The organism is Streptomyces sp. NPDC058470 (assembly GCF_042721055.1).
GTDB lineage: Bacteria > Actinomycetota > Actinomycetes > Streptomycetales > Streptomycetaceae > Streptomyces.
In genome coordinates, this window is the sequence record NZ_JBHXMF010000060.1 from 36,513 (window position 1) to 46,423 (window position 9,911).

At 72.7% G+C, this 9,911-nt stretch carries 7 protein-coding genes; 5 read left to right on the forward strand and 2 right to left on the reverse strand.

Features of this window, described 5'->3' with window-relative positions:
• Positions 1-40: 40 nt before the first annotated feature.
• Positions 41-592 (forward strand): DUF4232 domain-containing protein, encoded by a 552-nt coding sequence (locus ACFWP7_RS34120; RefSeq protein ID WP_384389611.1) that lies wholly within the window; start codon positions 41-43, stop codon positions 590-592.
• 9 nt (positions 593-601) lie between these two features.
• Here the strand turns inward: ACFWP7_RS34120 and ACFWP7_RS34125 are convergent, their stop codons facing one another.
• A complete protein-coding gene (locus ACFWP7_RS34125) occupies positions 602-1,714 on the reverse strand; it encodes a DUF2786 domain-containing protein (protein WP_384389614.1) in 1,113 nt (370 codons plus the stop codon).
• Between ACFWP7_RS34125 and ACFWP7_RS34130 the strand changes: the two genes are divergently transcribed.
• From ACFWP7_RS34130 to ACFWP7_RS34145, 4 genes are all read left to right on the forward strand, one after another.
• Positions 1,692-2,039 carry a hypothetical protein gene (locus tag ACFWP7_RS34130; RefSeq protein ID WP_384389617.1) on the forward strand — a complete coding sequence of 116 codons (348 nt, stop codon included), beginning with the start codon at positions 1,692-1,694 and terminating at the stop codon, positions 2,037-2,039. The genes ACFWP7_RS34125 and ACFWP7_RS34130 overlap by 23 nt on opposite strands.
• The gene (locus ACFWP7_RS34135) at positions 2,033-4,162 is read left to right on the forward strand and encodes an FtsX-like permease family protein (protein WP_384389620.1); all 2,130 of its coding nucleotides are present in this window, start codon (positions 2,033-2,035) and stop codon (positions 4,160-4,162) included. Before ACFWP7_RS34130 ends, ACFWP7_RS34135 begins: the two co-directional genes overlap by 7 nt.
• A gap of 480 nt (positions 4,163-4,642) precedes the next feature.
• A complete protein-coding gene (locus ACFWP7_RS34140; RefSeq protein WP_384389623.1) occupies positions 4,643-5,386 on the forward strand; it encodes a Clp protease N-terminal domain-containing protein in 744 nt (247 codons plus the stop codon).
• Positions 5,387-5,472: 86 nt separating this feature from the next.
• A complete protein-coding gene (locus tag ACFWP7_RS34145) occupies positions 5,473-7,170 on the forward strand; it encodes a bifunctional 3'-5' exonuclease/DNA polymerase (RefSeq protein ID WP_384389626.1) in 1,698 nt (565 codons plus the stop codon).
• Positions 7,171-7,237: 67 nt separating this feature from the next.
• Here ACFWP7_RS34145 and ACFWP7_RS34150 read toward each other — a convergent pair.
• Positions 7,238-9,911 (reverse strand): tetratricopeptide repeat protein (locus tag ACFWP7_RS34150; RefSeq protein ID WP_384389629.1); only part of this gene is annotated, 2,674 nt, incomplete at its 5' end.

Genomic DNA, 9,911 nt, shown 5'->3' on the forward strand with positions numbered 1-9,911 from the left:
GATCCTCGGAGCAACGTCACGATCTCAGGGGAACCAAAACATGCGCGCCATACCGATCGCCGTCACCGCTCTCGTCGCGGCCCTCACTCTGACCGCCTGCGGTGGTGGCGGCGATGACGACGGTGGTACGAAGGCCACGGCCTCGCCCGCCTCCGACGCTTCCGCCGCCTGCAAGGTCGGCCAGGTCGGCATTGAGGTCGACCCCGCCAGTGCCGCCCCGGCCGCCGGCGACACCGGCATCGTGCCCGTCACGATCACCAACACCGGCGCCCAGTGCACGCTGGAGGGCTTTCCCGGCGTCGGCCTGACCTCCGGCGAGGTCTCCGCGACCGTTGCCGGTGACGAGGCCGCGCAGCCGGAGAAGCTGACCCTGGCGAAGGACGACACCGCGACCTTCACCATCACCTACGTACGGGGCGAGGCAGCCGGCGCCGGCAGTCTCGACGCCAAGACGGTGCAGGTCAGCCTGCCCGGCGACGCCGCGACCCAGGACTTCCCGTGGTCGTACGGCCCCCTCGCCGGGAAGGCGGGGAAGACCGCGGCGGACGACCCGGACGCCTCGGTGAGCCCCTTCCAGCACGCGGGCGACTGAGTCACGGGGTCACGGGATCGGGCGACGCCCCCTGACCTGCGCCCGGTCCGCCGCCGCGGCGCCTTCCTGCCAGCCGGTCTCGTCGGTCACCCCGCGCAGCCGGGTGGTCACCGTCTCGGGGAACATCCGCTCCATGTGGTCCGTGACCGCCACCTCGCGGGCCACCAGAACGGGCAGCAACTCGCCCACTGCGGAAGCCACTTGGCTCTCCGCGGCGGACGCGAGCCGGTCGCCGATCCGGTGCGCGTACGCGGCCAGGAACGACTGCCGGAAAGTCTTCGTACGCTTCCGTCCCGCCGCCCGCTGCGCCGCTTCCGCCTTCGTCATCGCGGCCGTGGCCTGCACCAGCAGGGAGGTGTAGAGGAGTTCGACCGCCTCCAGGTCGGGTTCGAAGCCGACGACGGTCGAGAAGCCGAGGAAGTCGTTCCACACGGCGCGACAGCGGTTCGCCCCCGCCACCGCGTCCAGGAGTACCGCCTTGGCCGTCTCGTACGGCGGCTCGACCCCGATCCGGCAGGCTCCGGGCGCGTCCTTGGCATGCGTACGGGCCGCCAGCAGTGCCTCGTCGATACTGTGCCGCGCCATCAACTCCTGCGCCTTGGCGCTCAACGCCTCCGCCTCCTCCGGGAACCCGGTCGCCTCCGCCTTCGCCAGCAGCGCGCGGATCCGGGTGAGCATGCGGGAGTCCTGTGGGGCGGTGGCGGTCCCCTCCGATACGTCCAGTGGCTCGATGGTGGGGAGCCGGAGGAGGAGTCGGTACAGCTCCAGGGCGGCCGTGGCGTAGGAGAAGCGGTCGGTGCGGGGCGGCTGTGCGTCCAGGTCTTCGAGCTGGGCCGTCCAACGGGGGCCGCGGGAATCGTGGTTCCCGCTCACGATCAGCGCGGACACCAGACGTACGTGTACGTCCTCCAGTTCGCGGCGGACGAACCGTACGAGATCCGCGGGCTGCCAGCCGCGCCGCCACGCCCCCGCGACGAACTCCTCGCCACGCCGGGCGAGTTCGGCATCGGAGGCGGGGTCGGCGGCGAGCATCGAGGCGCCGGTGTCGAGGGCCGCGTCGGAGTCGGCATAGAGGGCGGCCTCGAAGGCGCGCTCCACGGTGGTGGACGTACTGCTGCTCATCCCTCGATCGTGCCACGGGCGGGGCCCTGCCCTCCCGAAGGCCCTGGTGGTCGTACTGGCCCTACCCCCGGAAGACCCGCTGGTGGTCGTGTCCTGGCGGCCTCCGGACGGTTCGCTGGAGGGCATGGACACCACGACAGCCGTATGTATCCGATCTCTGCGCCATGACCACGGCGCCGTCAACGCCCTGGACGTCCTGGCCCCGCCGAGGGAGCTGGTGGAAGGGGAAGGCCGGACGGCGGCCGTGGTCACGCACGATCCGGTGGCCCCTTCGGCGGCGGAGATCGCGGCGCACCCGGCGAGGCCGGCGGGTGCGACGTGCTGACCCTGGCCTTGTCCTCCTTGCGTATCCGCTGGGCCTCCTTCCTCGGTTCCTTTGTCGCCGTCGCGCTCGGGGTCGCCGTGATGACGGCGATGGGGCTGGGTCTCGCCGCCTCCCTCGGCGCGCCCGCCCGTGCGCCGGAGCGGTTCGCCTCCTCGCCGGTGGTGGTGATGGGCCGGGACACGCTGACCGTGGAGGTGCAACGCGGGCCGGGCACCGCCCTCGTGTCGAAGAAGCTCGCGCATCCACACCCTGTGGACAGTGAACTGATCCGCGAGCTGAGGGAGTTGGGGCAGGTGCGGCTGGACGGGGCGGCACGGGACGCGGTCGGTGTCGATGCTCCCGTCGCGGCCGTACGGGAACTGGTCGGGACCCGTGGCCGTGTCCTGACCGGCGCGGACCGCCACCAGGCCGACCCGTCCGCCGCGCGTGACGCCGAGGCGCTGGTCGGGGTCGACTCCCTGCTGGGCACCGCGGCCGGGGTCGCGGCCTTCGTGTCGGTGTTCGTGACGGCGTCCACGTTCGCCTTCGTGGTGGCCCTGCGGAGGCGGGAGTTCGGGCTGCTGCGACTGGTCGGGGCGCTGCCCGGACAGGTGCGGCGGCTCCTGCTCGGGGAGGCGCTCGCGGTGGGGCTCATGGCCTCGGCGGTGGGATGCGTACTCGGGTCCTGGGCGGCGCCGCGGCTCGTGCGGGCGCTGGTGGAGGGCGGGGTGGCGCCTGCGTGGTTCGCGCTGCGCGGGTCGGGGAGTGGGCCGTATCAAGTCGCCTTCGCGGTAGGCGTGTTGGTCGCGGTCACCGGAACGTGGTCGGCCTCGCGGCGGGCGGGCCGGGTCGGCCCACTCGAAGCCCTGCGCGAGGCGTCCGTGGACACGGGCGTGATGCCGTGGTCCCGGCGGGTGATCGGTTTCACGCTGCTCACGGCCGGACTCGGGCTGCTGGCCTGGACGTTGGGAACGGATCCGGCCGCACTGCTGAAGCGCAAGACGTACGTGACGCAGCCGATGGTTCTGATCACGGCGGTGGCGGCGCTGGCACCGGTCCTGGTGCGTCCGGTCGTACGACTGGTCCGGCTGGACCGGCTCCCCGGGGCCGTCGGGCTGCTGATCCGCGCGAACGCGTCCTCGGCCGTGCGGCGAACTGCCGCCGTGGCGGCCCCCGTTCTGGTGACGGTCGCGCTGGCGGGCTCGCTCCTGGGGTCGGCGGCGACGGTGACGGAAGCGAAGGCGGCGGAGGTTCGGGAGCAGACGCGGGGTCAGTTCGTCGTGACCGGGGAGACGTTGGAGGTGGCGCGGGTGGCCGGGGCGACCGTGTCCGGGACGGCCTCCACCGCGGTCTTCGTACGGGAGGAAGGAACCGCTCTCATACGGTCCGACGCCCGGGCCGTGAGCGATGTGACGGCGTTCGCGTCGCTGACCCGGCTTCCGGTGGTGGCGGGCGACGTAGGCGATCTCGACGACCGTTCGATCGTCGTGAACGAGGAGTGGGAGCGGCACGAGGTGGGCTCCTGGGTCCAGGTCTGGCTCGGGGACGGAACCCCCGCCCGGCTGCGTGTCGCCGCGGTGCTGGCGCGCGGGACGGGTGACAGCGGCGCGTACGTGACCTCGGCGAACGCGCCGGGCGCCACGGTCGACCGGCTCGACGTGCGCGTGGCGCGCGGTGCGGACCCGGCGACGGTCGCGGCGGCGCTCCGGTCCACCGGCGGGACGGTGCGGTCCACCTCGGCGTGGCTCGCCGCCACCCTTCCGGGCGCCGGCCCGCAGACCCGGCTGGGGCTCCTGGTCGTCCTCGGCATCACCCTCGTCTATGCCGCGATCTCACTCGCCGGAACCCTGCTGATGGCCACGTCCGCCCGGCACGCCGAACTGCGGTCACTACGGCTCGCGGGAGCCACCCACGGACAGGTGCTGCGCGTGGTCGCGGGCGAGGCCGCGCTGGGGATCGGCGTGGGGGCCCTGCTCGGGGGCGCCGTCGCCGGGCTGAACCTCGCGGGGCTGGCGGCGGCGCTGGGGCGGTTGTCGGCGCCGGTGGGGGTGGCGGTGCCGTGGGGGGTGCTTGCGGGGTGCGTGGGGGTGTGTCTGGTGGTGGGGACAGGGGCTGCGGTGGCAGCAGCCTGGGGGCGGAGGTGATCACCATCCAGCCCGCCCGGCGTCGGAGAACGACACAGCACCATCGTGATTCCCCACCCGCCCGTGAAGGCGGTGCTCTTCAGCTCCGGGCGAGAGATCTTTCAGCCCGGCCGGGGCTAGAAGTCTTCAGCCCGGCCAGGGCTAGAAGTCTTCAGCCCGGCCAGGGCTAGAAGTCTTCAGCCCGGCCAGGGCCGGAAGCTTTCAGCCCGGCCGACGTTCGAGGATCAGGCAGTGCCATCCCGATCCACCACCCGCCCGCAAGCGCGGCGCTTTCAGCCTGTCCGGCGTTTGTGGGACGAGGCCGTTCAGGCCGACGCCGGGGGTCTGGGGGCGGCAGCCCCCAGGAACAAGGGACGGGTAGGGGCGGAGGGGGGCGAAAACAGCCCTGCCCGCACCGGACGCGCCCCCTTCCGGCGGACACCCCCACAGGGGTGTCAACCCGGGGTTGACACCCCTCGGCTGCCAACCTACGGTTGACACATGACGACGAATCAACCCGCCCCGACATCGACATCCATCCGTCTCGACGACCTCATCGACGCCATCAAGAAGGTCCACACCGACGCACTGGACCAACTCCAGGACGCGGTGATCGCCGCCGACCACCTGGGCGACGTCGCCGACCACCTGATCGGCCACTTCGTGGACCAGGCCCGCCGTTCGGGCGCCTCCTGGACGGACATCGGCAAGAGCATGGGCGTCACCCGCCAGGCCGCCCAGAAGCGCTTCGTCCCGAAGGCCGAGGCAGACCTGGACCCCAGCCAGGGCTTCAGCCGTTACACCCCCCGCGCCCGGAACGTGATCATCGCCTCGCAGAACGAGACGAAGTCCGCGGGCAACGCCGAGATCCTCCCCGCACACCTCGTCCTCGGCCTCCTCGTCGAACCCGAGGGGATCGGCGCGAAGGCGATCACCGCACAGGGCGTGACCCTGGACGCCGTACGCGAGGCGGCGACGGCGGCGCTCCCACCGTCCGTCGGCGAGGTGCCGGCGCTCATCCCGTTCGCACCCCCGGCCAAGAAGGCCCTCGAACTCACCTTCCGTGAGGCACTGCGCCTCGGCCACAACTACATCGGCACCGAACACATCCTCCTGGCCCTCCTGGAGTTCGAGAACGGCGAGGGAGTCCTCAGCGGAGTCGGCGTGGACAAGGCGGCAGCCGAGGAGTACATCGCCCACGTGATCGCGGAGATCGTGAACGCGCGAAAGGAGAGCACCGACTGATCGGACCTGGAGTCGGAGTCGGAGCCGGACCCCGCGCGACACCGCCTGCGTCCTCATTGTCAGACCCTCCTGCGAGACTCGGAATCATGACCGACCGGTGGGCTCTCGCACCGGCCGAGGACGGCGGCGCCGAGGTCGCCCCCCTCGGCCCGGACGGGCTGCCCGCGGGCCCGGTGTGCAGGGAGCCGGATCTCGTCGACGCCGTGCGGACACGGCCGGACGTGACCCGGTGGATCTGGCGGTCCACGGCCGACGTATATCCGCGACTGCTCGCCACGGGGGTGCGAGTGGAGCGGTGTTACGACATCGAGGCCGCCGAGACGCTGCTCCTCGGCCACGAGGGACGGCTCGGCGAACCCCGGTCGGCAGCCGCCGCGCTCGCGAGACTGCGCGGCGGCCCCGTACCGCCGGACCCGCCCCAGCGCGCCGCCGAACCGGGCTCGCAGTCGTCCCTCTTCGAACCGCGCCCGGTCCTCGTACCGCTGGCAGACCTCCTGGAGGTGTACGCGGATCAGCGCCGCCGCCATGACGCGACCGCGCTCCCCGAGCGGATGCACCTGCTGACGACGGCCGAGTCGGCGGGGATGCTGGTGGCCGCCGAGATGAACGAGTCGGGGTTGCCGTGGAGCGCGGACGTCCACCGGGAGGTGCTGCACGAACTGCTCGGCGAGCGGTATGCGGGCGGGGGCGAACCCCGGCGCCTCGCCGAGCTCGCGGAAGAGGTCTCGGCGGCCTTCGGGAGACGGGTCAGACCCGACCTGCCCGCCGACGTCATAAAGGCCTTCGCGCAGGCCGGCATCAAAGTCGGGTCGACCCGTCGCTGGGAGATCGAGTCCATCGACCATCCGGCCGTGAAGCCGCTGATCGAGTACAAGAAGCTGTACCGGATCTGGGTGGCGCACGGCTGGTCCTGGCTCCAGGACTGGGTGCGGGACGGGCGGTTCAGACCCGAGTACCTGCCGGGCGGGACGGTCACCGGCCGCTGGGTGACCAATGGCGGCGGGGCGCTGCAGATCCCCAAGGTGATCCGCCGCGCCGTGGTCGCCGACCCCGGCTGGCGGCTCGTCGTGGCAGACGCCGACCAGATGGAACCCCGGGTACTCGCGGCGATCTCCCGCGATCCGGGGCTGATGGAGGTCGCGGGCCGCGAGAGCGACCTGTACCAGTCGGTGTCGGACCGGGCGTTCTCCGGTGACCGGGCGCAGGCGAAGCTCGCCGTGCTGGGGGCGGTGTACGGGCAGACGTCCGGTGACGGGCTGAAGAACCTCGCCCTGCTGCGCCGCCGCTTTCCCAAAGCCGTCGCCTACGTGGACGACGCGGCCCGCGCGGGCGAGGAGGGGCGGCTCGTCCGGACCTGGCTCGGGCGTACGTGCCCTCCGGCGGCCGGCGCATCCGAGTCCGGCGCTTCGGAGGAGGCGGGTCTGCCGCAGGACGACCCCGCCGAGACCACCGGCGACCGGACGGCCTGGGTCCCGGGCTACGCATCCTCCGACTCCCGCGCCCGCGGCCGCTTCGCCCGCAACTTCGTCGTCCAGGGCAGCGCCGCCGAATGGACCCTGCTGGTGCTCGCCGCCCTCCGGCGCAGCTGCGCCGACCTCGCCGCCGAGCTGGTCTTCTTCCAGCACGACGAGGTGATCGTGCACTGCCCCGCCGAGGAGGCGGAGACCGTGGTGACCGCGATCCGCGCGGCGGCCGACCTCGCGGGGCGCCTCACGTTCGGCGAGACACCGGTCCGTTTTCCGTTCACGACGGCGGTGGTGGAGTGCTACGCGGACGCGAAGTGAGGCAAGAGAAGCCGAGGCGAAGAGCGAATAGACGTCTGGACCTCGCTCGGGGAATGTGACGTTGGTGTCAGGTCACAGCGGCCGGCTGGGCGAGGAGTTCCCTCAACTCCCCCAGCACCGAGGTGTCCGTCCCGTCCAGCGCTTCGAGGGCCGACCGCCACAGCTCATACGCCCCTTCGGCGTCCCCCTCCAAGCTCAGCAGCAGTCCGCGCTGGTGGCGTGCGAGTCCTTCGGTGTACCGGTCGGCGCGGCTGTCGGCGCGGCGCAGCAGCCGGTCGCACTCGCGGGCGGCCCTGGCGCGGAGCCCCACTCCACGCAGGGCGCGTACCAGTCCGAGCCGGGTCTGGGCCTCGCCGTGCCAGTCGCCGTGACCGCCGAGAATGCGCAGGCTCTCCTCGAAGTGCGGCAGGGCGGCGGCCGGTTCACCGAGAGTGAGATGGGCGTAGCCGATGTTGCAGTGCGCGGAGTGCCGGATGATCACGTCGTCCAGGGCGTCACCGAGCGCGAGGCTCCGCTTGTGATGGTCGATGGCGGCCCGTGGGTCCGTGTGCTCGTACAGGTTGCCGAGGTTGCTGTAGGTGATGGCCTCGGTGTGCTGGTCTCCCAACCTCCTTGAGAGGCAGAGGCTTTGCAGCAGCGCCTCGCTGGACTCGTCGTGCCGGCCGAGCCCTTGGAGGAGCATGCCGCGGTTGTTCAGGCCTCGCCGCACCCACGACAGGACGCCGAGCCGCCGCCAGATCGCCAACGCCTCGTCGTTCAGCGCGAGTGCCTCACCCGCGCGCCCGGTCATGAAGTGCAGCCCCGCGAGGTCCCCGAGCGCGTACGCCTCGGCGGCCTCGTCCCCGAGCCGCCGCGCGGCGCCGAGCGCGGCCCGCTGGAGCACCTCCGCCTCGGCGACTCGGCCGCTGCGTTGGGCGTACGGGTGGAGCAGCCGCACCAGGACGGGGATGTACGCGCCCAGCTGCGCGTAGCGCTCCACCAGCGCCACCACGTTCTCCAGTTCCAGATCGCCCCAGGCAAAGGCCTCCTTGGCGGAGACGAACGGCAGAGTCGTCGCGACGTCCGCCGCGTGAGCGTCCGGCTGCGACGCGGTCGGCGTGCCGCGGTCGTCGCGGTCCAGGCCCGGTTCGACGATCGCCGCGAGGGTGCGCGCGGCGACGGCGGCGTACCAGCGGAGGGCGCGCTCCGCGTGGAGGGGGACCTCTGCCTCGGGGACCGTACGGCCGCCGGTCTCCTCGGTAGCCCTGCCACCGGCCTTCTCGGTAGCCGTCTTGCCGGCTGCCTGGGCAGGCGTCTCGTCGACCGCCTCCTGCTCCAGTGGCGTCCCCGCGATCTCGCGGGCGAAGTCGCGGACGAGGTCGTGGGGTGCGTAGCGGCCGTACGCCGTCTCCTCAAGGAGGGCGACGTCGACGAGGCGGTCGAGGGCGGCCTCGGCACGGCGTTCGTCGGTGCCGGTGAGCCGGGCGAGGAGGTGGATCCCGTACACGGGGAGGTCGAGCGCGCCGATACGGCGCAGGGCGAGCGCCGCGTCCCGGTCGGCCTGCCGCTCCGAGGCGTGCAGCGCGTCATGGGCGACGGCCAGTGACCTGCGGACGCTCAGGTCGTCGTACTCAAGATGGTGCAACCGGCCCTCTGTGGCGGCCAGTTGACGGGCGAGCGCGTCCGGTGTGAGCGCGCGGCGGGCGGCGAGACGGGCCGCGACGATGCGGAGGGCGAGGGGCAGCCGTCCGGTGAGTTCGACGAGCGGGTGTCCGCCGTCGAGCCCCTCCTCCCGTCCGGAGATCGCGCGGAGCAGCGCCGCGCTGTCCTCGTCCGACAGCGGTGCCAGCGGGAAACGGTGCGCGCCGTCCAGTGCCGTGAGCGGCGAACGGCTCGTCACGATCACCGAGCACCCCGGTCCCGCGGGCAGCAACGGCCGTACCTGCCCGGCGTGCGCCGCGTCGTCGAGCACCATCAGCGTGCGGGTCGGCGCGAGAATCGACCGGAGCGACGCGGCTGCCGCGTCCGGGTGTTCGGGGATACGACGCGGATCCGTACCGAGGTCTCGCAGCAGCGCGGCCAGTGCCTGGCCAGGCGTGAGCGGGGCCATTCCGGGCGTGGCCCCGTGCAGGTTGACGTACAACTGCCCGTCCGGGAAACGGTCCCTCGTCCGGTGCGCCACGTGCAGCGCGAGCGCGCTCTTGCCGACGCCGGCCATTCCGCTGATCACGGCGACGCCGGGTCCAGGTCCGGTAGCGGCCGGGTGCTCCGCGTCCAGGACCAGGCGCAGCGCCTCTCCTACCTCGCTTCGGCCGGTGAAGTGCGCGGGCGGGGGCGGGAGTTGGGCGGGGCGGGGGGTGGCGGGGCCGGGAAGGGTCGGATCAGGTGGGGTGGGACCAGGTGGGGTGGGCTCCGCGGAACCTGACCTCTGGGAGCCCGCCTCCGGGAGGTCCGACTCCGTGGAGACGGGCACGGAGTTGACGGGCTCGGGGTCTACGGGCTCCAGGGAGCGGGACCCTGCGAAACGGGACTCTGGGGCATCGGACCCTAGGCCACCGGGACCCGAGGAACCGGACCCCGAGGCGCCGGATCGGGGATCCGCGGAACCAGACCTCTGGGAGCCCGCCTCCGGGAGGCCTGACTCCCGGGAGACGGGCACGGAGTTGACGGGCTCCGGGTTGACCGGCTCCGGGCCCACCGGCTCCACGGAGCGGGACCCTGCGAAACGGGACTCTACGGCGCCGGACCCTAGGGAGCCGGAC